Source organism: Pluralibacter gergoviae ATCC 33028 = NBRC 105706, assembly GCF_001598855.1.
GTDB lineage: Bacteria > Pseudomonadota > Gammaproteobacteria > Enterobacterales > Enterobacteriaceae > Pluralibacter > Pluralibacter gergoviae.
In genome coordinates this window covers 85,839-107,973 of sequence record NZ_BCZS01000015.1, presented here as the reverse complement: position 1 = coordinate 107,973, position 22,135 = coordinate 85,839, and the positions used below count along the sequence as shown (strand labels likewise).

Genomic DNA, 22,135 nt, shown 5'->3' with positions numbered 1-22,135 from the left:
CGTGCGGCGCCTGGGACGATTTCTCGCCGCCGAGCTGGCGCCGGCGCAGGGCAGGGGCGGCTATACCCTGCGCCTGACGCTGAGCTGCGCGCTGGTGATAACCTGCTTTATGACGCTGCAGATCCCGTTTCTGGCGGTGGCCCTGATCGTCGTCTTTTACGTCAGCCAGCCCAACGTGGTGATGATGGCCCTGGTGGGCGTCGTTTTCTTCATCACCATCAGCGTCACCATCGGGCTGGTGCTGCTGATTTTCAAATACGCCTACGACTATCCGCTGCTGCGACTTATCGCCGCCACGCTGCTGTTCTCGGGAGCGCTCTACCTGATGCGGGTGCTCGGCAAGCTGGGGCTGGCCTTCTTCGTGGTGGCGCTGGCGCTGATTTACGCCCAGACCTTTCCGTCGATGACCGACCAGAGCGAGATCCTGGTGCGCCTGCTGCTGTGGCTGTGGGCGGCGATCAATCTTGCCGTGCTGCTGACCGTGCTGGTCAACGCCTGTTTTCCCGACGCTTATCCGGCCCGGCAGTTCCGGTCCCGGCTGCGGGCGCTGTTTCGCCAGGCCGCCGGACAGCTGCGCGGCGAGCCGCCGATGACCGCCGCGGCGCTGGCGGCAAGGCTGCCCGAGCTGCAGACGCTGCTTAAGCTCGGCACGCTCTCCAGCCCGCAGATGCGCCGCGACGCCGGGCGCTGGGAAGCCCTGATGGTAGCGGCCGTGCGCTGCACCTGGCTTACGCTGCCGCGCACGGCGCAGCCGCCGTCCGCGCAGGCGCTGGCCCTGGCGGCGACGCTTACGGATCTGGCTGAGCATCTCGATCCCGTCAGCATCCGCCAGGTCAGCGCAGAAGCGGCGGGTGAAAACAGCGCCCTCGACCGCGAGATAGCGGCCGTCCTCGCCGCGCTGGCCGCCGGGGAAACGCTGGCGCTGCCGCCGGAATGCAGGGCGCGCGAACCGCTGCTGCTTCCGGATGCCTGGACCAACCCGGCCTACGCCCACTTTACGCTGAAAACGCTGCTGGCCACCCTGGTCTGCTACCTGTTCTATACCGCCACCGACTGGCAGGGGATCCACACCATCATGCTCAGCTGCGTGATTGTCGCCCAGCCGGGGCTGGGGGCCACCATGCAGAAGACCCTCCTGCGGGTGGCCGGCGCGCTGCTGGCCACCGCCCTGGCGCTGGCGTGTATCGTCTTTATTCAGCCGCATACCGAATCCATCGTCGGCCTGCTGGCGATGGCGCTGCCGGTGATGGCCCTCAGCGCCTGGCTGGCCGCCGGATCGGAGCGCATCGCCTATGCCGGGATCCAGATAGCCTTTACCTTTTCGCTCGCCTTCCTGAACTGGTTCGGCCCGCTCGTTAACCTGACCGAGCTGCGCGACCGGGTCATCGGCATCCTGCTCGGGGTGCTGGTCTCCTCGCTGTTTCACCTCTACCTGTGGCCGGACAGCGAGGCCCTGCGGCTGCGCGGGCGTATGGCGGGCCTCTACCGGCAGATAGCCGACTACCTGACCGGCGCGCCCCGCCAGAGCGAGATCCCGCTGCTATTGGCCATTAACCAGACCGAAGGCCTGATGCACCGCGTGCGCGCCGAGCCGCTCTTTGCCTGGGCCCATCCGCATCCCGAGGCCCGCCGCTGGCCCCTGAGGCGAACCTGGCGGCTGGCGCAGGCGATTGTTCGCGACGGCGAACGGCTGCGGGCGCTGAATTCAGAGACCGCGCTGGCGCGGGCCGGGGGAGCGCTCAAAGCCTATGCCGCACACATCGACGATCCGCAGCAGGCGCTGCCGACCCTACCGCAGAGCGGAGGCGCGCTCGAGCGGGATATTGCCGCGCTGCCCGACTGGCGCGCAGCGGATGCTAACAGAACGGATAACTCATGACCTTTATCGCTTCTCCCTGCCGGCGTCTCCTCGCCCTGGCCGTCAGCCTGACCGTCGCGGGATGCGCCCTGATTCAGGACGATCCGGGCAAGATGCAGACTATCAATCCGCAGCGCGTCGAGCTGGCGCAGGCTATCCACCTCGCCGGCAGCGGCTGGCCCGGCGCCCGCTGGTGGGAGGGCTATCGCGATCCGCAGCTGACGATGCTTATCAACCGCGCCCTGCAGAACTCCCCCGGCATTCAGGGCGTGCGCCTGCGGGTACAGCAGTCGCAGTCCGGCGTCGAGCTGGCGCAGTCGGCGCTGGGGCTGCAGGCCACGGCGGTGGCGGCGCAGAATCGGATGCGGGTGACCAACCGCAACTTCACCTGGCCTTACTCCTATTCGCTGCCCGAGGATCATAAAGGGCCGTGGTACACACTCAACACCGTCGGCGTCGGCGGCGAGCTGAACATCGATCTGTGGGGCGCCAACCGCGACCAGGTCTCGGCGGCAATGGGCGAGAAGAACGCCCACCTGGCCGAGACGGCGGCGGCGGAGCTCGATCTCGCCAGCAGCGTTGCCCAGCTCTACTTCGCTATGCAGGTGACCTGGCGGCAGATTGCCCTGCTTAATCAGCTTGAGGAGATTGGCGCGCTTTCCGAGCGGGCGCACCAGCGCCGGGCGGAGCGCGGTCTGGAGGACAGCGTCGACATCGCTAACGCGCGCAGCGAGCGCCTGGCGGCCCAGCAGCAGGTTTCGGCCGCGCAGCAGACCCTGACCGACTACCGGGAGACGCTGCGGGCGCTGCTGGGGGCCGACGCGCACAATATGCCCGAGATCCATCCCACGGATCTGCCGATCCTCCAGCAGAGCCTGCCGCCGACGCTGGCGTTCGATCTGCTGGCCCGGCGGCCGGATCTGCAGGCGATGAGCGGCTACATTACCGCCTCCCTCAGCCGGGTGGAGGCCGCCAAAGCCGCGTTCTATCCGCATTTCGACATCAAGGCGTTCTGGGGCTATAACGCGCTCCACGTCGGCGACCTGTTTAAATATTCCTTCCAGCAGGTCAATATCCTGCCCGGACTCTACCTGCCGCTGTTTGACGGCGGGCGGCTCAACGCCACCCTTAAATCGACCCGCACCGCCAGCAATATGCTGATCAAGCAGTACAATCAGGCGGTGCTGGACGCGGTCAGGGACGTGGCCATCACCTCCAGCCAGCTCAACGAACTGAACCAGCAGGCGCAGATGCAGCAGCAGAAGGTGAGCGCCGCGCAGGTGGCGACCGACAGCGCCCGCGCCCACTACGCGCGCGGGCTGGTCAGCTATTACGCCGCCGAAGAGGCCAGGCGCGCCGCCATCAACCAGCAGATCCTGCTGCTCGACGTGCAGGCCCGCCAGCTCAGCACCGACGTGGCGCTGATTAAGGCGCTGGGCGGCGGGTACAGGCCGGTGGCGCAATAAAAAAGGCCGCAGCGCTATCCGCTGCGGCCTTTCGCTTTTTTAAGGCTGAGCGTTACTTCTTCGGCTCAGCCAGCACCGGGCTACCCACGCCGCGGTTGTTGTACTCCCACAGGCGGTTGAACTGGCCGTCGTTGAGGTTGCGCTCAATCTCGCCTTTGTCGTTCTGCGCGCCGACGTTACCGGCAAACGGACGCTTGCTCACCGCGGCGTCGGCCCACGGTTTCGCCTGGTTAAACCCGGCGTTGATCACGCTGTCGCGAATCACCGCCTGACCGTTGGTGCTGCCGTCCACGTCCAGCGAGCGACCGAGCTGCGCCACGCCGTCACCGGCGGCGCTGAAGCGGCTGTTCACCGCCAGGAAGCCGTAGTTGAGGTTCGCCGGCGTGGCCGGGGCGAAGACGTAGGCCTCCTGCTGGGTGCGGGAGTTCACCACCTGGAAATCGCTGTTGTCGAACACCACCGCGCCGCGCCCGGAGACGATATCCACGTCGCCTTCAAGATAGCTGTTGGTCACCAGCGTGCGGGTAATGCGGTCGCTCTGCAGGCGGTTCTGTACGCCGCTGTTGGTGACGAAGAAGGTGTTCTGGCGGCCGAGAATGTTGACCTTATTGATCTGCACCTTATCGCCGTCGCTGCGCAGCGCCACCGCCTGGTGGTTGCCCGCATCGACGCTGTCGCCGAGGTTGTTTTCGATGGTCATGTTCTGCAGCTGCAGGCCGCTGTTCTGCGACCAGAAGACCGCCGAGCACATCATGCCGACGGTGGCGGTGCGCCTGCTCTGGCAGTTATCGAACATGTACCACGCCGGTTTACCCGGCATATATTTGCCGCCCGGATTAACCAGCTTGCGCCAGCTGACCGGATCGATCTCCGAGTCGATCGCCGCGCCCACCTTGACATCAGCGGGCTTATCGCCGGTGCCGTAAATGGTCAGGCTGGTCGGCGATGCCGGCACGTAAACGGTGCCTTCATATTCGCCCGGCAGTACCGCAATGTAGGTGCGCTCGCTGCTGTGGCGGGTAATGGCGGCATCGACGGCGGCCTGAATAGTCGTGTGCGTCACGCCCTCCGTTCCGGCGGGGCCGACCACGTAGTCGGGCTTAGCCGGCGTGCGGATAGCGTAAGGTGACCAAGCCGCGCCGTCGAGGGTGGTGAAGTAGTTGGCCTGTACGAAGTTTTTCGCTTCCGCCGCCGATAGGATCGGACGCGAGGCAGTACCGGGCGCAGTCTGCGTGGAGGGCTGCCGATCGGCAGGGGTCGAGCTGCAGGCAGACAGCGTCATGCCGAAGGCCAGCGCCATCGCCAGACGCGAAACGGAAAAAGTATTCATGTTGCTCCAGGTGATTAAAAGTAAAAGCGTTCCCCAAAAGCAGACTTTTTATACTAAGTTGACGCAAACGGGAAGCGGCTGCGGTAAAAAGTCTGTTGCGCGGTCGTGGACTTACGACTAACAGATCACAAATAAGCAACACTTTGCATCCCTGCTGTTGACATCTGCGCGGCGGCTGCTGATAAATGTCTATACAACTAATGACAAGTGGTTCTTTATGAGTGAGATAATCTGGCGTAACGCCCGGCTGGCGACTTTCAGTCCCGGCAATCCGCAGCCCTACGGTATGCTTGACCGCCACGCTATCGCGGTGCGCGATGGCGTGATTAACGCCGTTATTCCGGAAGCCGACCTCGGCGATACGGCGGCACAGCAGGTTGACCTCGGCGGTCGCCTGGTGACGCCGGGACTTATCGATTGCCACACCCACCTGGTGTTTGCCGGCAGCCGGGCGCAGGAGTGGGAGCAGCGGCTCAACGGCGTCTCCTATCAGCAGATCAGCGCCGCCGGCGGCGGCATCAACGCCACGGTGCAGGCGACGCGGCGCGCCAGCGAAGAGACGCTGCTTGGCCTGGCGCAGGCGCGTCTCGACCGCCTGATGCGCGAAGGCGTCACCACCGTTGAGATAAAGTCCGGCTACGGGCTGGATCTCGCCAGCGAGGGCAAAATGCTGAGGGTGGCCAGGCGGCTCGGGGAGCGCAACCGCATCGACGTCAGCCCGACCCTGCTGGCGGCCCACGCCGTGCCGGGTGAATATCGCGACCGCGCCGATGACTATATCGAGCTGGTGTGCAGCGAGATCCTGCCCGCGCTGTGGGAGGAGGGGCTGTTTGAGGCGGTGGACGCTTTCTGCGAGAACGTCGGTTTTACCCCGGCGCAGACCGGGCGGGTGTTCAGCGCCGCAGCGGCGCTGGGGATCCCGGTGAAGGGTCACGTTGAGCAGCTCTCGTCGCTGGGCGGCGCCGAGCTGGTGAGCCGCTACCGCGGGCGCTCGGCGGATCATATCGAGTACCTCACCCGGCAGGGCGCGCAGGCGATGGCCGACAGCGGTACGGTGGCGGTCCTGCTGCCGGGCGCGTTCTACTTCCTTAACGAAAGCCAAAAGCCGCCGGTGGACGAACTCAGGCGCCTCGGGGTGCCGATGGCGGTCTCGACCGACTTCAATCCCGGCACCAGTCCGTTCGCCAGCCTGCATCTGGCGATGAACATGGCCTGCGTCAAGTTTGGCCTCACGCCGGAAGAGGCGTGGACCGGCGTTACCCGCCACGCGGCGAGGGCGCTGGGGCGCCACGACAGCTACGGCCAGATAGCGCCCGGCTTTGTCGCCAACCTGGCGGTCTGGGACGCGGAGCATCCGGTGGAGATGATTTATGAACCGGGGCGCAATCCGCTCTATCGCCGTATCTGGCGCGGGGAGGCGGCATGAGCACGCTCTGGCAGCCGGTCGCGGACGACGTCTGGCAGGGGCGCGACGACAGCGCCGAATCGCCGCAGGCGCTGCGCCTGTTTCAGACCGTGGCCCGGGCGGAGGTTTTCGCCCCGGAACGCCTGGCGGGCGACATCGCGCTACTGGGCTTTGCCTGCGATGCCGGGGTGCTGCGCAATAAGGGCCGCCCCGGCGCGGCCGCCGGGCCGGAGGCGCTGCGGCGGGCGCTGGCGAATATGGCAAGCCATGACGGGCACGACCGGCTGGCCGACGCCGGTAACATTGTCGCCGCGGGGGATAACCTCGAAGCGGCGCAGCAGGCCCTGCGCGACGCCGTCTCCGCCTGCCAGCGGGCGGGCAGGCGAACCCTGGTGCTGGGCGGCGGCCACGAAACCGCCTTCGGCCACGGTGCGGGGGTGCTGGACGCCTTTCCCGGCGAACGGGTCGCCATCGTCAACCTGGACGCCCACCTTGACCTGCGGCGGGCCGAGCGGGCCAGCTCCGGCACGCCGTTTCGCCAGCTGGCGCAGCTGTGCGGCCAGCAGGGGCGCAGCTTCAGCTACCACTGCTACGGCGTCAGCCGGGCGGCCAATACCGCCGCCCTGTGGCAGGAGGCGGCGCGGCTGAAGGTCACGGTGATCGAAGACCTGGCGCTGCTCGGCAGCGATGACGGCGCGCTCTCTTCGGCGCTGGCGAAGGTGATTGCCGATCATGACCGCCTCTATCTGACCCTCGATCTCGATGTGCTGCCCGCCTGGGAGATGCCCGCTGTTTCGGCTCCGGCTGCGCTCGGAGTGCCGCTCGGCAAAATATTGCAAATTGTGACTACCCTGTGTCAGAGTGGCAAACTGCAGGCGGCGGATCTGGTAGAATTTAATCCGCAATACGACCGCGACGGGCAGGGAGCCAGAACTGCCGCCAGGCTGGCGTGGCATATTGCCCACTGCTGGAAATAAAGTAGCCGTATTGGCCCGGCTTTAAAGGACACAATAATGCAGCCATCGCGCAGCGGCGCCCCGGCGCCGTTTTATGAAAAAATAAAGCGGGTAATCAGCGACAACATCGCCGCCGGTATCTGGCGCCCGCACGACCGCATCCCCTCCGAGGCGGAGCTGGTGGCCCAGTTCGGCTTCAGCCGGATGACCATCAACCGCGCCCTGCGCGAGCTGACCGATGAGGGGCTGCTGGTGCGCCTGCAGGGCGTCGGCACCTTCGTCGCCGAGCCGAAAGGGCAGTCGGCCCTGTTCGAAGTACACAGCATCGCCGACGAAATCGCCGCCCGCCAGCACCGGCACCGCTGTCAGGTGCTGGCGCTGGAGGCCGTCCCCGCCGACACTCGCCAGGCGCTGGCCCTCGGCGTCCCCGAGGGCACCACTATCTTCTGGTCGCGAATGGTGCACTTTGAAAACGACGTTCCGGTGCAGATTGAAGACCGCTGCGTCAACGCCCAGGCGGTGCCCGACTACCTGGCGCAGGACTACACCGCCACTACGCCCCACGACTACCTGTCGCTGATTGCCCCCCTGACCGAAGGGGAGCATATCGTTGAGGCGGTCAGGCCCACCGCCCAGGAGTGCCAGCTGCTGCAGATCGCCGAGCACGATCCCTGCCTGCTGATCCGCCGCCGCACCTGGTCCCGCTCGACCGTCGTCAGCCACGCGCGGCTGATTTTTCCGGGCAGCCGCTACCGGCTGCAGGGGCGGTTTTCCTCGTAATAATTCGCGTCAGTCAATCTGATTGCTGACGCGATAGGGGTTATCTCGTTACGCTTATTGAATGAGCTATATATTTAACGATAAACATATTTTTCATATGTATATATGACGAGTTATTCACTGAGTGTTATTTATATAGCTATCACCTATGATCTATCCATTTTAGGAACTCTCTCGGCAATTTCCCGTTTATAATGAATAATTATGAGTAAAAAATAAGTCATCGCATGAACACTTGGGACCAACATGGCAGTTATACCCTTACTTCCCCGGCAGGGAATGACGCTAGTTTTAGAACATATGAGAATTGCACGTGCTCACGGTATGTCAAGAAACATGGCTACAGCACTGACTTACGCGTGGTTTTATTACAAGGTTAAAAATCATGGTCTGTGGGATTATAAACAGCACCATCCGGAGTTACAAAATTTCGGAAATTTTCATTACGGTGCCATCGGTTTTGCAGCAGGAATACCAGAGAAAATATTATTAATGGGAGCAGGTTTTGCTCAAGAACATGCTGGAACCAGTCAAATAATGTAGGGGCATTGGTATCAGCAACCACCTTTTGGCGACGACCCACACGATCAATTCTGGATTAAACAGGGGATAGATTATGCAAAAAAAGTCGGTTATTAAAGTCCTCCACCGTATGCTTACCGTCATCCTGCTTTTGCTGGTAGGAGGCTATTGTTCATATCAATATGTTTTAAGCATACCTTCCAGCGACGTTTTAGTGAGTAAACAAAAGCTTTCTGATAGCGTTTGGTTATATGTCACTCAGTATGATGGAGGTAATGCTACAGTTGCAGACGCCTACCGCTTCTATCTTGATAAAGATGATGGCATTGAAGATGTTATGGCAGCCCTTAAGAAGCGCACGCCTTTTATGGTGGCTAATACTAAAAATGTTAGCGCTACAGCTTACGGAAACACGGTAAACATAAAAATAACAGGGAAGATTTACAGTTTTACTAACTCAGACCTCTTCTACTCAGACGGAGTAGCAATCATGCCCGCGATCAATTTGCTTGCTAACGGGATCCGGGATTAACAGTATGGAGCTTAACAAATGGCTGTGCCAGTACACTTATTTCTGAAAGATGATGGTGGGGCGCTGATCCGTGGCGGTAGCGACGTTCAAGACCGTGAGGGAAGTATCGAGCTTAGAGATTTAATTCACAACCTGAGTATTCCTACCGATGCTGCGACGGGAAAATTAACGGCAACGCGGAAACATTCAGCTTTTAGCTTAACAAAAGCTATCGATTCATCATCGCCCTATCTCTATAAGGCTGTAGCAACCGGACAGACACTACAAAGTGCTGAAATGAAGTTCTATAATATTAATGATGCCGGGCAAGAGAGCGAATATTTCAATATTCTCCTTGAGCGGGTCAAGATCATTTCAGTTACTCCTGTTATTCATGATACAAGAGAGTGTCCGGGGACAGGTCATATGGAAAATGTACAGCTGCGTTATGAGAGAATTACCTGGCTGTATAAAGATGGGAACATTCAGTATACCGATGCATGGAATGAGCGCCCCACAGCACAATCGTAGATATACAGAATTATTTACAGGCTCTGTCCGCATCAGCTCCCCTCTCGCGCAGAGCGTGAGTTAAATTCATGCACTGCCGGTCAGCACCTCAATTTTCTGCGGCACTTTCAAAGTCATTGGACAGGCCTGTTCTCGTACATATGCTGTAGACTCCTGCAGCGAATCCCCTTCCAGATACCTCACCTATCCCCGCGTCAGCAAAACCGTGATTGCTGACGCAATATAACAAAAATGTATCTCAGTTGTTAAAACCTCTCTTGCCTGCAGTTGTATAGACAAGTATATGTATTCATATATTCCTCGTACCCTATCAGGAGAACACCGATGTCAGGCACCCGATTCCGCCAGCAGGCGATCCGCGCCCCGCGCGGCACCACCCTCACCGCCAAAAGCTGGCTCACCGAAGCGCCGCTGCGCATGCTGATGAATAACCTCGATCCCGACGTGGCGGAGAACCCCAATGAGCTGGTGGTCTACGGCGGCATTGGCCGCGCGGCGCGCAACTGGGAGTGCTTTGATGCTATCGTTGCCGCGCTGACGGCGCTGGAAGAGGATGAAACCCTGCTGGTGCAGTCCGGCAAGCCGGTAGGCGTGTTCAGGACCCACGAAAACGCCCCGCGGGTGCTGATCGCCAACTCCAACCTGGTGCCCCACTGGGCGACCTGGGAGCACTTCAACGAACTGGATGCGAAGGGGCTGGCGATGTACGGCCAGATGACCGCCGGCAGCTGGATCTACATCGGCAGCCAGGGCATCGTGCAGGGCACCTATGAGACCTTCGTCGAGGCGGGCCGCCAGCACTATAGCGGCAATCTGCAGGGGCGCTGGGTGCTCACCGCCGGGCTGGGCGGTATGGGCGGCGCGCAGCCGCTGGCCGCCACCCTGGCCGGCGCCTGTTCGCTGAATATTGAGTGCCAGCAGAGCCGCATCGATTTTCGCCTGCGCACCCGCTACGTCGACGAGCAGGCCGATTCGCTGGACGACGCTCTGGCGCGAATCAAAAAATATACCGCCGAAGGGCGGGCGGTCTCCATCGCGCTGTGTGCCAACGCCGCCGACGTGCTGCCGGAGCTGGTAAAACGCGGCGTGCGTCCGGATATGGTCACCGACCAGACCAGCGCCCACGATCCGCTCCACGGCTATCTGCCGCAGGGCTGGAGCTGGGAGGAGTACCAGCAGCGCGCCGAAAGCGATCCGCAGGGGACGGTGAACGCCGCGAAGGCGTCGATGGCGGCCCACGTGCAGGCGATGCTGGACTTCCACGCGCAGGGCATTCCCACCTTCGACTACGGCAACAACATTCGCCAGATGGCGAAGGATGTGGGTATCGGCAACGCCTTTGACTTCCCCGGCTTCGTTCCGGCCTATATCCGCCCGCTGTTCTGCCGCGGCATCGGCCCGTTCCGCTGGGCGGCGCTTTCCGGCGATCCGCAGGACATCTACAAAACCGATGCCAAAGTGAAAGCGATCATCAAAGACGATAAGCACCTGCACCACTGGCTGGACATGGCCCGGGAGCGCATCAGTTTCCAGGGGCTGCCGGCGCGCATCTGCTGGGTAGGCCTCGAGTGGCGGCAGAAGCTCGGCCTGGCCTTTAACGAAATGGTGCGCTCGGGCGAAGTCTCGGCGCCTATTGTTATCGGCCGCGATCATCTTGATTCCGGCTCCGTTGCCAGCCCGAACCGCGAAACCGAAGCGATGAAGGACGGCTCGGACGCGGTCTCCGACTGGCCGCTGCTCAACGCGCTGCTGAATACCGCCAGCGGCGCTACCTGGGTGTCGCTGCACCACGGCGGCGGCGTCGGGATGGGCTTCTCCCAGCATTCGGGCATGGTTATCGTCTGCGACGGTACCGATGAGGCGGCGGCGCGGATCGCCAGAGTGCTGCACAACGATCCGGCCACCGGGGTGATGCGCCACGCCGATGCCGGGTATGATATTGCCATTGAGTGTGCGGCAGAACAGGGTCTTAATCTGCCGATGGTGGCAGCAACGCAGGGGCAGAAATAATGAAATCCTTAACGCTAACTCCCGGTAAATTAACCCTCAGCCAGCTGCGCGACGTTTACAGCCAGCCCCTGACGGTGGCTCTTGATGAAAGCGCGTTTCCCGCAATTAATGATAGCGTCGCCTGCGTCAACGCTATTCTGGCCGAGGGGCGCACCGCCTACGGGATCAACACCGGCTTCGGCCTGCTGGCCCAGACCCGCATCTCCACCGACGATCTGGAGAATCTTCAGCGTTCGCTGGTGCTCTCCCACGCGGCGGGCGTCGGCGAGCCGCTGGATGACGATATGGCTAGGCTGATTATGGTGCTGAAGATCAACAGCCTGTCGCGCGGCTTCTCCGGTATCCGGCTGAGCGTGATCCAGGCGCTGATCGCTCTGGTCAACGCGGGCGTGACGCCGTGGATCCCGGCGAAAGGCTCGGTGGGCGCGTCGGGCGATCTGGCGCCGCTGGCGCATATGTCCCTGACTCTGCTGGGCGAGGGCAAGGCCCGCTATCAGGGCGAGTGGCTGCCCGCCCGCGAGGCGCTGGCGAAAGCCGGTCTGGAGCCGCTGACCCTGGCGGCGAAAGAGGGCCTGGCGCTGCTCAACGGCACCCAGGCCTCCACCGCCTTTGCCCTGCGCGGCCTGTTTGAGGCCGAAGATCTGTTCGCCTCGGCGGTGGTGTGCGGGGCGCTGACCACCGAAGCGGCGCTCGGCTCCCGCCGGCCGTTCGACCCGCGCATCCACGAGGCGCGCGGCCAGCGCGGGCAGATCGATGCCGCAGCGATGTACCGCCACCTGCTGACCGACGCCAGCGGCATTTCGCAGTCCCACGCGAAGTGCAGCAAGGTGCAGGACCCGTACTCCCTGCGCTGCCAGCCGCAGGTGATGGGCGCCTGCCTGACCCAGCTGCGCCAGGCGGCGGAGGTGCTGCTGGTGGAAGCCAACGCGGTTTCCGATAACCCGCTGGTGTTTGCCAGCGAGAATGACGTTATCTCCGGCGGCAACTTCCACGCCGAGCCGGTGGCGATGGCCGCCGACAATATCGCTCTGGCGATTGCGGAAATCGGCGCCCTCGCCGAGCGGCGCATCGCCCTGATGATGGACAGCCATATGTCGCAGCTGCCGCCGTTCCTGGTGAAAAACGGCGGCGTCAACTCCGGGTTTATGATTGCCCAGGTGACGGCGGCGGCGCTGGCGAGCGAAAACAAAGCGCTCTCGCACCCGCACAGCGTTGACAGCCTGCCGACTTCCGCTAACCAGGAGGATCACGTCTCGATGGCCCCCGCCGCCGGGCGCCGCCTGTGGGCGATGGCCGACAACACCCGCGGCGTGCTGGCCGTGGAGTGGCTGGCGGCGGTGCAGGGGCTGGACATGCGCGAGGGCCTGACCACCAGCCCGCTGCTGGAAGAGGCGCGCCATCTGCTGCGCGAGAAGGTCTCCCACTACAGCGAGGACCGCTTCTTCGCCCCGGACATTGAGCACGCCACCGCGCTGCTCGCCGGGCGACATCTGACGCGCCTGCTGCCTGCCGTTCTGTAACCACTGCTGTTGTTGTCACGCGTCGGGGGAGTTCGCTCCCCCGGCCTTTCCGTACGCCTGTATGTCGTCTTGTGTACCCGCTATAGATAATAATTATCAGGACACCTGCATATGCCTCACTCCACATCATCGCAACAAAACACGCACCTGAAGACCGGGCTCAGCGCCCGTCACATCCGCTTTATCGCCCTCGGTTCGGCCATCGGGACGGGGCTGTTCTACGGTTCCGCTGAGGCGATTAAAACGGCCGGCCCCGCCGTACTGCTGGCCTATCTGATCGGCGGCGCGGCGGTGTTTATCGTCATGCGCGCGCTCGGGGAGATGGCGGTGCATAATCCGGTTCCCGGCTCCTTTGGCAGCTACGCCCGGGAGTACCTCGGGCCGCTGGCCGGATTCATCACCGGCTGGACCTATACCTTCGAGATGGTGATCGTGGCGCTCGCCGACGTGACCGCCTTCGGCATCTACATGGGGCTCTGGTATCCCGACGTGCCACAGTGGATCTGGGTGCTCGGCATCATCTTTTTTATCGGCGCCATGAACCTGTGCCACGTCCGCGTCTTCGGCGAGATGGAGTTCTGGCTGTCGTTGATAAAGGTGGTGGCCATCGTCGCCATGATGCTGGCGGGAGCCGGGGTGATTTTCTTCGGCTTCGGGCACCACTTACCGGCGACGGGGCTGGCGAATCTGTGGAGCCACGGCGGCTTTGCCCCGCACGGCTGGCAGGGGGTACTGGCTTCGCTTGGCATCGTGATGTTTGCCTTCGGCGGCGTGGAGATCATCGGCGTTACCGCCGCCGAGGCAAAAGATCCGCAGAAAACCATTCCGCAGGCGATCAATACCATCCCGCTGCGCATCATCTTTTTTTACGTCTGCACCCTGGCGGTGCTGATGGCCCTCTTTCCGTGGAACCACTTCGGCGAGCAGGGCAGCCCGTTCGTCATTATCTTCGACGGCCTCGGTATCCCGGCGGCGGCGACGGTGCTCAATATTGTGGTGATCAGCGCCAGCATTTCGGCGATCAACAGCGATATCTTCGGCGCCGGGCGGATGATGTACGGCATGTCCCGTGAGGGGCTGGCGCCAAGAAGCTTTCAGCGCCTGGCCCGCAACGGCGTGCCGTGGATGACGGTGGTGGTGATGGGCGTTGCGCTGCTGGGGGCGGTGGTCCTCAACTATCTGATGCCCGAGCGGGTGTTTGTGCTGATCGCCTCCCTCGCGGCCTTTGCCACCGTCTGGGTGTGGGTGATGATCCTGCTTTCACACTTTGCCATGCGCCGCGGCCTGACCGCGCAGCAGCGTAAACAGATCGCGTTTCCCGTTCCGTTCTGGCCGGCGGTGCCGCTGCTGACCCTGCTGTTTATGGGCGTGGTGATTGCCGTGCTGGGGATGATGGCGGAGACCCGAATGGCGCTGATTGCCGGGCTGTTGTGGATTGGCCTGCTGGCGGGGGTATGGTTTGGCTGGATAAGGCGAGGGGAGGGCGGTGCATTCGATGCTAACGGATCGCAGTCCTGACGCAGGTAATGCGTGAATCGGTAATGCCGCAGTGTCCGCGATACGAGGGCACTGCGGCAACACATCGCCTGGCTCCACGTCAACCTATGCCCCATCGCCGTTGGGCGATGATTTCTGCGCAACCGGTTTTTCTGCAGCCGACTCCGCCAGCGTCGCCCTGACGTGCGGCAGGCTCTGCGGATAGTTTTGCTGGATATACGCAATCATTTTCTCCCGCACGTAGCAGCGTAAATCCCAGGCTGTCGGCGAATTCTGCGCCGTCATCAGGAGGCGGATGGTCATGGTTTTTTCAGAGGTATCGGTCACCTGCAGGACCTTCGCCTCACCGTCCCAGAGTTTTGTTTCACTGAGGACCTTTTCGAAATGCGCGCGCAGGGGCTCCAGCGGCATGGAGTAATCGAGGTAAAGAAATACCGAACCCAGTATCTGCGCATTATTTCGCGTCCAGTTCTGGAAGGCGTTTTCGGTAAAGTAGGTAATCGGCAGCACCAGCCGCCGCAGATCCCAGATGCGCACCACGACGTAAGTCAGGTTTATCTCTTCGATCCAGCCCCATTCGTTTTCAACCACGACCGCATCGTCAATTTTAATCGGCTGGGTAAAGGCGATCTGTATGCCGGCAAACAGGTTAACCAGCGACTTCTGCAGCGCAAAACCAATGATAATGCCCGCGACGCCGGCGCCGGCAAGGATCGTTGTGCCAAATTTTCGTACAGCCGGAAAGTTAAGTAAAATCAGGACCAGGCAGATAAATACCAGCAGGACAATCGCCACCTTTTTGACATACATTATCTGAGTGCGAATTTTACGCGCGCGAAGGTTATTTGACAGATTGATATCATAGCGGATAAAGAGCATATCCTGGGCGACGTTGGTCATTCTGATTAGAATGGAGCACAGCGACATAATGATAAATATATTTAGCGTTGTCGTAATAAACGGCAGCGAGCGTGGAGCAATATTAATATAATTTACTCCGACATTGATTAACAGCAAAGGTATGAACAAAAACATGGAGCCACGGAGGTGCAGTTCAAGAGATTTGAACAGCTTGCGATCGCGGCTCTGCCAGTAGCGGATGACTCTCAGCAGTAAGAATCTGATCAGGAAACCTGCCGCTAGCGAGAGGGTGACGAGCAATACCGCAGGCACCCATGCTGGTGCCCCGTTCAATTCACCAAATATCTCTGACATTACTTTTCCTTATATTAAGCCAATAACATGTAATCTTCAGATAATTCCCAAATGTTCCGCTATCGTTATCTTTATTCATTGCCGGGAATGACATCATTCGCGCATATAAGTTTATGAAAGATTGTGCGTGTCGGCTGGTTTTATGCAGAAGAAGTGAAAGTTATTAGCGGCGGGGATAATTAATGTATTGATATTTTTATATTTTCGCAACGACTGCGCCAACCAAGCGTCAGACTTCTCTTCCTTTGCTTCAGCCCGCCTCCCTGCGGGCTGTTCGTCCTTTATCAGATATACATCGCCGTCACCGACGCGCTGCCCAGGGTGTGAAAGTGGACGTTAAAGCCCACCATCGCGCCGCTGGCGCCTTCGTCCACTTCGATACTGTCAACGTCGAGAGCGTGTACGGTGAAGATATAGCGGTGGCTTTCACCCTTCGGCGGCGCCGCGCCGCCGTAGCCCGCCTTGCCGAAGTCGGTGCGGGTTTGAATGGCGCCGTCCGGCAGCCAGGCGATGCCGGAGCCCGCGCCCTGGGCCAGCTCGCGGGTTGCGGCGGGCAGATTGGCAACGATCCAGTGCCACCAGCCGGAGCCGGTCGGGGCATCGGGATCGTAGCAGGTGACGACAAAACTCTTCGTGCCCGGCGGCACATCATCCCAGGCCAGATGCGGGGAGATATTCTCGCCGTCGTAGCCCATACCGCTAAACACGTGGCGATTGGGAAGCTTGTCGCCATCGTTAAAGTCGTGACTGATTAACTTCATTAACCTACCTCCATGCGAAAGAAATAACGATACAGTGTAGCGTCAGGCGCTGAAAAGCGCCTCATCATTAAGCGCCGCGTTCACCGCCCGCGTCAGGCGGCTCAGCTGTTCAGGGCTGATAATGTAGGGCGGCATCAGGTAGATAAGCCTGCCGAAGGGGCGGATCCACACGCCCTGGTCGACAAAGAATTTCTGCAGCCGGGCCATGTTGACCGGCGCTTTCGTCTCCACCACGCCAATGGCGCCGAGAATGCGCACGTCGGCCACCTGCGGGGAGCGTATCGCCTCCGCCAGCTCCGCTTTTAGCTGCGACTCTATCGCCGCCACCTGCGCCTGCCAGGCGCCGCTCTCCAGCAGGGCGAGGCTCTCTGCCGCTACCGCGCAGGCCAGCGGGTTGCCCATAAAGGTCGGGCCGTGCATAAAGCAGCCCGCCTCGCCGTTGCTGATCGTCTCTGCCACCTGCCGGGTAGTGAGGGTTGCCGACAGCGTCATGGTGCCGCCGGTCAGCGCTTTACCCAGACAAAGTATGTCCGGGGCGATCCCGGCATGCTCGCAGGCAAACAGCTTACCGGTGCGGCCAAAGCCGGTGGCGATTTCATCGGCGATCAGCAGAATGCCCTCCCGGTCGCACATCCGGCGGATGCGCTGCAGCCATTCGGGGTGATACATCCGCATGCCCCCCGCGCCCTGCACGATGGGCTCAAGGATCACCGCCGCAATTTCGCTCCGGTGGGCGGCCATCAGGCGGGCAAAGGGCACGATATCGCGCTCGTCCCACTCGCCGCCGAAGCGGCTCTGCGGGGCGGGAGCGAAGAGATGCTCCGGCAGATAGCCCTGCCACAGGCTGTGCATCGAGTTGTCCGGATCGCAGACCGACATCGCCCCGAAGGTATCGCCGTGATAGCCGTTGCGGAAGGTAAGAAAGCGCTGGCGCGGCTCGCCCCTGGCGTGCCAGTACTGCAGCGCCATCTTCATCGCCACTTCTACCGCCACCGAGCCGGAGTCGGCGAAAAAGACGCACTCCAGCGCCTGCGGCGTCATCGCCACCAGCCTGCGGCACAGGGCCACGGCGGCGGGATGGGTAATGCCGCCGAACATCACGTGCGACATCTGCGCTATCTGCCCCTGCATCGCCGCATTGAGGCGCGGGTGGTTGTAGCCGTGAATGGCGGCCCACCACGACGACATGCCGTCAACCAGCCGCTCGCCGGAGGCCAGTTCCAGCTCGCAGCCGCGGGCGGCCACCACCGGGTAAACCGGCAGGGGAGAGGTCATCGATGTGTAGGGATGCCAGATATGCTGGCGGTCAAAAGCGAGATCGTCCGGGGTCATAATCGACTTGTAAACCAATTTGAAAAGATTTAGGTTTACGATCCTACACGAACCCGAGAAACAACTGAACCCCTTTGGAGATGCCGATGGCTCACCGCGCCCGCTGGACAATGTCGCAGGTTACTGAACTCTTTAATAAGCCGCTGCTGGAACTGCTGTTTGAGGCGCAGCAGGTTCACCGCCAGCATTTCGACCCGCGCCAGGTGCAGGTCAGCACCCTGCTGTCGATAAAAACCGGCGCCTGTCCGGAAGACTGTAAATACTGCCCCCAGAGCGCCCGCTATAAAACCGGGCTGGAAGCGGAGCGGCTGATGGAGGTGGAGCAGGTGCTCGACTCCGCCCGCAAGGCGAAGAACGCCGGGTCAACCCGCTTCTGCATGGGCGCGGCCTGGAAAAATCCCCACGAGCGCGATATGCCCTACCTGGAGCAGATGGTGCAGGGCGTCAAGGCGATGGGCCTCGAGGCCTGCATGACCCTCGGCACGCTGTCTGAATCCCAGGCGAAGCGCCTCGGCGCGGCGGGGCTGGACTACTACAACCACAACCTCGATACCTCCCCGGAGTTCTACGGCAACATCATTACTACCCGCACCTATCAGGAGCGTCTCGACACCCTCGATAAAGTGCGCGACGCCGGGATCAAAGTCTGCTCGGGCGGCATTGTCGGTCTGGGGGAGACCGTCAAGGACCGCGCCGGACTGCTGCTGCAGCTGGCGAACCTGCCGACGCCGCCGGAGAGCGTGCCCATCAACATGCTGGTGAAGGTCAAGGGCACGCCGATGGAGAACAATGAGGACGTCGATCCGTTCGACTTTATCCGCACCATCGCCGTGGCGCGCATCATGATGCCGTCCTCCCACGTGCGCCTCTCCGCCGGCCGCGAGAAGATGAACGAGCAGACCCAGGCGATGTGCTTTATGGCCGGGGCCAACTCGATTTTCTACGGCTGCAAGCTGCTGACCACGCCGAACCCGGAGGAGGATAAAGACCTGCTGCTGTTCCGCAAGCTGGGTCTGAACCCGCAGCAAACCGAGGTGCTGAGCGGCGATATCGAGCAGCAGCAGCGGCTGGAGCAGGCGCTGCAGACTCCCGATACTGACGCCTACTACAACGCGGCGGTGATATGAGCTGGCAGGCGCGTATCGAGGCGGCCCTGGCGCAGCGCCTGGCCAGCGATACCTTTCGCCGCCGGCGGCCGCTGAGCCAGGGCGTGGGGCGCTGGCTGGCGCAGGGCGAACGGCGCTGGCTCAACTTCTCCAGCAATGACTACCTCGGCCTCAGCCAGCACCCGCAGCTGATTGCCGCCTGGCAGGAGGGGGCGGCGCGCTACGGCGTCGGCAGCGGCGGCTCCGGGCACGTCACCGGCTACAGCGAGGCTCACGAGCAGTTCGAGCAGCAGCTCGCCGACTGGCTGGGCTACCCGCGGGCGCTGCTGTTCATCTCCGGCTTTGCCGCCAATCAGGCGGTGATTGCCGCCCTGATGACCGACTCCGACCGCATCGTCGCCGACCGCCTCAGCCACGCCTCGCTGCTGGAGGCCGCCAGCCACAGCCCGGCGCAGCTCCGGCGCTTCGTCCACAACGATACCGCGCACCTGACGCAGCTGCTGGCCCGGCCCGTCTCCGGCCAGCAGCTGGCGGTCACCGAAGGCGTCTTCAGCATGGACGGCGACGGCGCGCCGCTGGCGGCGATTGCCGACGCGGCCCGCGGCGCGGGCGCGTATCTGCTGGTTGATGATGCCCACGGCATTGGCGTCAGCGGTGAGGAGGGGCGGGGAAGCTGCTGGCAGCAGGGGATTAAGCCCGATCTGCTGGTGGTGACCTTTGGCAAGGCGTTCGGCGTCAGCGGCGCGGCGGTGCTGTGCAGCGACGCGCTCGCCGACTACCTGCTGCAGTACGCCCGCCATCTGATCTACAGCACCAGCATGCCGCCCGCCCAGGCGGTGGCCCTCAGCCGCGCCCTGACGCTTATCTGCGGCGACGAGGGCGAGGCGCGCCGCCGCGCGCTGCGCCAGCATATTGCGCGCTTTCGCGACGGGGCGAGCCAGCTTGGCCTGAAACTGACCGGATCTGAGAGCGCCATCCAGCCGCTGATCGTCGGCGACAACGGCCGGGCGCTGGCGCTCGCGGAGCAGCTGCGGGCCCGGGGCTGCTGGCTGACGGCGATCCGCCCGCCGACGGTGCCTGCCGGCACCGCGCGGCTGCGCATCACCTTGACCGCCGCCCACGAGGCGCAGGATATCGACAGGCTGCTGGAGGTGCTGCATGCCGCCGGTGAATAAAGCGGCGGTGGCGGCGGCTTTTGGCCGGGCCGCCGCGGCGTACCATCAGCACGATGCCCTGCAGCGCAGGAGCGCCTCGGCGCTGCTGGCCGCCCTGCCGGCGCGGCGTTTTGGCGAGGTGCTGGACGCGGGCTGCGGTCCGGGCAGCATGAGCCGCTTCTGGCGCGGGGCGGGAAGCCGGGTAACGGCGCTCGATCTCTCCGCGCAGATGCTGGACCGCGCCCGCGAACTCGGCGCGGCCGACCGCTACGTCGAAGGCGATATTGAGGCGCTGCCTCTGGCGGAGGCGCAGTTCGATCTCGCCTGGAGCAACCTGGCGGTGCAGTGGTGCGCCTCGCTGCCGGACGCCCTCGGCGAGCTGTGCCGGGTGGTGCGCCCGGGCGGGATTGTCGCCTTCAGCACCCTGGAGGCGGATTCGCTGCCGGAGCTGCATCAGGCGTGGCGGGCGGTAGACGGCGATCGCCACGGCAACCGCTTTCTCCCCCAGCGGGAGATTAACCGGGCGCTGGCGGGCCTGCGGGCCCGCGGACAGCTGCACCGGTTCACCGTGACCTTTGATGACGCCCTGAGCGCCATGCGCTCGCTGAAGGGCATTGGCGCCACCCATCTGATCGACGGACGTCCCGCCCGCACCCTGACCCGGGGCAGGCTGCGCGAGCTGCAGCTGGCGTGGCCGAAGCAGGCGGGGCGCTGTGCGCTGACGTACCACATTTTTACAGGAGTCATTTATCGTGACTGAACGCTATTTTGTCACCGGCACCGACACCGAAGTCGGTAAAACCGTCGCCAGCTGCGCGCTGCTGCAGGCGGCAAATCGCCTCGGCCTGCGCACGGCAGGCTACAAGCCGGTGGCCTCCGGCAGTGAAATGACCGCTGACGGCCTGCGCAACGGCGATGCCCTCGCCCTGCAGCGCACCGCCAGCGTGGCGCTGCCCTACGAGGCCGTTAATCCCTACACCTTCGCCGAACCGACGTCGCCGCACATCGTCAGCGCGGAAGAGGGCAGGCCGATTGAGGGACGGGTGATGTCCGAGGGCCTGCGCGCCCTGACGCAGCAGGCGGACTGGGTGCTGACCGAGGGGGCCGGAGGCTGGTTTACGCCGCTGTCAGAGGGCCTGACGTTCGCCGACTGGGTGCAGGCGGAGCGGCTGCCGGTGATTCTGGTGGTGGGCGTCAAGCTGGGCTGCATCAATCACGCGGTACTCACCGCGCAGGCGGTGCGCCAGGCCGGGCTGCCGCTGGCGGGGTGGATCGCCAACGACGTGGTGCCTCCGGGCAGGCGGCACGCGGAGTATCTGGCGACGCTCGGCCAGATGCTGCCCGCCCCTTGCCTCGGGGAGATCCCCTGGCTGACGCAGGCGCCGGAGGCGGCAGAAACCGGCCGCTGGCTCGACCTCAGCGCGCTGGCGCCTGCGGCATAAAATCCTCCAGCATGCTGTGATTGAGCTGGCTGATGCAGCCCTGCGCGACGCTGCGGCCCCGGTGCAGCAGGCAGAAGCGGTCCGCCACGCTGCGGATAAACGACAGGTGCTGCTCGGCCAGCAGCACCGTCAGCCCCAGGTCGCTCTTCAGGCGCAGAATAAACTCCCCCAGCCTGTGCATCACGCTCTGCTCCATGCCGCGCGTCGGTTCGTCGAGGATCAGCAGCTTCGGACCGGTCACCAGCGCCCTGGCCAGCGCCAGCTGATACTGCTCCTCTTCAGATAGCGCGGCCCCCTTCACCTGGCGCACGGCGTACAGCGCCGGCAGCAGGTCATAGATATCGCTGCTGACGGCGTACTGCACGGGGCTTCCCGCCAGCATGGCTATCTGCAGATTCTCCTCCACCGTCATCTGGGAAAAAATCCGCTTGTCCTGCGGCACGTAGCCGATGCCCATCGCCGCCCGCAGCGGGGGCGTGAGGTCCAGCAGACTTTGCGCCGCGCCGCCCGGCAGCTGCCAGCAGATGCTGCCGCTCTCAATGGCCTGGTAGCCGGTAATGCAGTTGACCAGCGTGGTTTTCCCCATGCCGGGGAGCCCCATCACGCTGGTGCAGGCCCCGGGCTGTAGCTCAAGGTTTACGTTCCACAGAATATGCTGACTTCCATAGTAGTGGTTTACTGCGTGCAAACTTAACATCGTCATCTCCTCCGGACAGGCCGTCAGCGGCGATAAGATTCT

The 22,135-nt window shown here is 62.8% G+C and carries 20 protein-coding genes; 15 read left to right on the top strand and 5 right to left on the bottom strand.

What is annotated here, in order from left to right; translation table 11 throughout:
• Window position 1 precedes the first annotated feature (1 nt).
• Window positions 2-1,879 (top strand): FUSC family protein, encoded by a 1,878-nt coding sequence (locus tag ENGE1_RS15870; RefSeq protein ID WP_048253073.1) that lies wholly within the window; start codon window positions 2-4, stop codon window positions 1,877-1,879.
• Window positions 1,876-3,324, top strand: coding sequence for an MdtP family multidrug efflux transporter outer membrane subunit (locus tag ENGE1_RS15865; RefSeq protein ID WP_048253074.1), 1,449 nt, complete (start codon window positions 1,876-1,878; stop codon window positions 3,322-3,324). Before ENGE1_RS15870 ends, ENGE1_RS15865 begins: the two co-directional genes overlap by 4 nt.
• A 52-nt stretch (window positions 3,325-3,376) precedes the next feature.
• On the opposite strand, the gene ENGE1_RS15860 is transcribed toward ENGE1_RS15865, so the two are convergent.
• Window positions 3,377-4,654 (bottom strand): putative acyl-CoA thioester hydrolase, encoded by a 1,278-nt coding sequence (locus ENGE1_RS15860; protein WP_048253075.1) that lies wholly within the window; start codon window positions 4,652-4,654, stop codon window positions 3,377-3,379.
• 217 nt (window positions 4,655-4,871) lie between these two features.
• On the opposite strand from ENGE1_RS15860, the gene hutI reads away from it, so the two are divergent.
• The 9 genes from hutI (at window position 4,872) to ENGE1_RS15820 (ending at window position 14,407) form a co-directional block, all read left to right on the top strand.
• Entirely contained in the window at window positions 4,872-6,080 is a 1,209-nt protein-coding gene (gene hutI / locus ENGE1_RS15855; RefSeq protein ID WP_048253076.1) for an imidazolonepropionase, read from the top strand.
• On the top strand, window positions 6,077-7,036 hold the full coding sequence (gene hutG, locus ENGE1_RS15850; protein WP_048253077.1) for a formimidoylglutamase: 960 nt from the start codon (window positions 6,077-6,079) through the stop codon (window positions 7,034-7,036). Before hutI ends, hutG begins: the two co-directional genes overlap by 4 nt.
• Before the next feature lie 36 nt (window positions 7,037-7,072).
• Window positions 7,073-7,795, top strand: a complete 723-nt coding sequence (locus ENGE1_RS15845) for a histidine utilization repressor (protein WP_048253078.1) — start codon at window positions 7,073-7,075, stop codon at window positions 7,793-7,795.
• 246 nt (window positions 7,796-8,041) lie between these two features.
• On the top strand, window positions 8,042-8,338 hold the full coding sequence (locus tag ENGE1_RS27070; protein ID WP_225823531.1) for a polymorphic toxin type 44 domain-containing protein: 297 nt from the start codon (window positions 8,042-8,044) through the stop codon (window positions 8,336-8,338).
• 73 nt (window positions 8,339-8,411) lie between these two features.
• Complete coding sequence (locus ENGE1_RS15840; RefSeq protein ID WP_048253079.1) at window positions 8,412-8,849, top strand: hypothetical protein; 438 nt, start codon at window positions 8,412-8,414, stop codon at window positions 8,847-8,849.
• A gap of 18 nt (window positions 8,850-8,867) precedes the next feature.
• Window positions 8,868-9,359: an Hcp family type VI secretion system effector gene (locus ENGE1_RS15835; RefSeq protein WP_043085076.1), complete on the top strand. Its 492-nt coding sequence runs from the start codon at window positions 8,868-8,870 to the stop codon at window positions 9,357-9,359.
• A 324-nt stretch (window positions 9,360-9,683) separates the two neighbouring features.
• Complete coding sequence (gene hutU / locus ENGE1_RS15830) at window positions 9,684-11,369, top strand: urocanate hydratase (RefSeq protein ID WP_048253080.1); 1,686 nt, start codon at window positions 9,684-9,686, stop codon at window positions 11,367-11,369.
• Entirely contained in the window at window positions 11,369-12,889 is a 1,521-nt protein-coding gene (gene hutH / locus ENGE1_RS15825; RefSeq protein ID WP_048253081.1) for a histidine ammonia-lyase, read from the top strand. Before hutU ends, hutH begins: the two co-directional genes overlap by 1 nt.
• A 111-nt stretch (window positions 12,890-13,000) precedes the next feature.
• Window positions 13,001-14,407, top strand: a complete 1,407-nt coding sequence (locus ENGE1_RS15820) for an amino acid permease (protein WP_048253082.1) — start codon at window positions 13,001-13,003, stop codon at window positions 14,405-14,407.
• An 84-nt stretch (window positions 14,408-14,491) separates the two neighbouring features.
• On the opposite strand, the gene ENGE1_RS15815 is transcribed toward ENGE1_RS15820, so the two are convergent.
• The 3 genes from ENGE1_RS15815 to bioA all read right to left on the bottom strand — a co-directional run bounded on the left by ENGE1_RS15815 (window position 14,492) and on the right by bioA (window position 17,694).
• A complete protein-coding gene (locus tag ENGE1_RS15815; protein WP_048253083.1) occupies window positions 14,492-15,601 on the bottom strand; it encodes a mechanosensitive ion channel family protein in 1,110 nt (369 codons plus the stop codon).
• Window positions 15,602-15,885: 284 nt separating this feature from the next.
• Window positions 15,886-16,362 carry a kinase inhibitor gene (locus tag ENGE1_RS15810; protein WP_045287037.1) on the bottom strand — a complete coding sequence of 159 codons (477 nt, stop codon included), beginning with the start codon at window positions 16,360-16,362 and terminating at the stop codon, window positions 15,886-15,888.
• A 42-nt stretch (window positions 16,363-16,404) separates the two neighbouring features.
• Complete coding sequence (gene bioA / locus ENGE1_RS15805; protein WP_048253084.1) at window positions 16,405-17,694, bottom strand: adenosylmethionine--8-amino-7-oxononanoate transaminase; 1,290 nt, start codon at window positions 17,692-17,694, stop codon at window positions 16,405-16,407.
• A gap of 86 nt (window positions 17,695-17,780) precedes the next feature.
• Here bioA and bioB point away from each other — a divergent pair, with 86 nt between their 5' ends.
• From bioB to bioD, 4 genes are read left to right on the top strand one after another with little or no spacing between them, the layout of a single operon-like run.
• Entirely contained in the window at window positions 17,781-18,821 is a 1,041-nt protein-coding gene (gene bioB / locus ENGE1_RS15800; RefSeq protein ID WP_043086695.1) for a biotin synthase BioB, read from the top strand.
• Entirely contained in the window at window positions 18,818-19,975 is a 1,158-nt protein-coding gene (bioF, locus tag ENGE1_RS15795; RefSeq protein WP_048253085.1) for an 8-amino-7-oxononanoate synthase, read from the top strand. Before bioB ends, bioF begins: the two co-directional genes overlap by 4 nt.
• Window positions 19,959-20,714, top strand: coding sequence for a malonyl-ACP O-methyltransferase BioC (bioC, locus tag ENGE1_RS15790; protein WP_043085065.1), 756 nt, complete (start codon window positions 19,959-19,961; stop codon window positions 20,712-20,714). The genes bioF and bioC overlap by 17 nt, the downstream gene beginning before the upstream one ends.
• The gene (gene bioD / locus ENGE1_RS15785) at window positions 20,707-21,396 is read left to right on the top strand and encodes a dethiobiotin synthase (RefSeq protein WP_043085064.1); all 690 of its coding nucleotides are present in this window, start codon (window positions 20,707-20,709) and stop codon (window positions 21,394-21,396) included. Before bioC ends, bioD begins: the two co-directional genes overlap by 8 nt.
• On the opposite strand, the gene ENGE1_RS15780 is transcribed toward bioD, so the two are convergent.
• Window positions 21,371-22,093 carry an ABC transporter ATP-binding protein gene (locus ENGE1_RS15780; protein ID WP_043085063.1) on the bottom strand — a complete coding sequence of 241 codons (723 nt, stop codon included), beginning with the start codon at window positions 22,091-22,093 and terminating at the stop codon, window positions 21,371-21,373. The genes bioD and ENGE1_RS15780 overlap by 26 nt on opposite strands.
• Window positions 22,094-22,135 lie beyond the last annotated feature (42 nt).